This window comes from Streptomyces sp. BE303 (assembly GCF_036290945.1).
Lineage (GTDB): Bacteria > Actinomycetota > Actinomycetes > Streptomycetales > Streptomycetaceae > Kitasatospora.
Genome location: NZ_JAQYWZ010000142.1, coordinates 1 through 315, shown reverse-complemented (window position 1 = coordinate 315; position 315 = coordinate 1). Strand labels below are relative to the sequence as shown.

The window sequence follows — 315 nt, the reverse complement described above, 5'->3', positions numbered from 1 at the left end:
TTTTTTTGGTTGTGTGTTTGTTTTTTTTTTGTTTTTTTTTTGTTTGGGTGTTTTGTTGGTTTTTGTTTTTTGTTTTTTTGTTTTTGTTTTTTTTTTTTTTTTTGTTTTTGTTTTGTGTTTTGTTTTTTTTTTGTTGTTTTTTTTTTTTTGTTTGGGTTGTTTTTGTTGTTTTTTTTTTTTTTTTTTTTTTTTTTGTTTTTGTTTTTTTGTTTTGTTTTTTGGTTTTGGGGTGGGTTTGTGTTTTGGCCACTATTATAATTCTTTGTGGTTTATTTTTTTTTTTTTTTTTTTTTTTTTGTTTGGGCGCGCCCCCCC

1 protein-coding gene is annotated in these 315 nt (G+C 22.9%); it reads right to left on the bottom strand.

Going from position 1 to position 315, the window contains the following annotated elements:
• A partial coding sequence (locus PUR56_RS43145) for a hypothetical protein (protein ID WP_329947396.1) occupies positions 1–250 on the bottom strand: 250 nt, incomplete at its 3' end.
• Between the last annotated feature and the right edge of the window lie 65 nt (positions 251–315).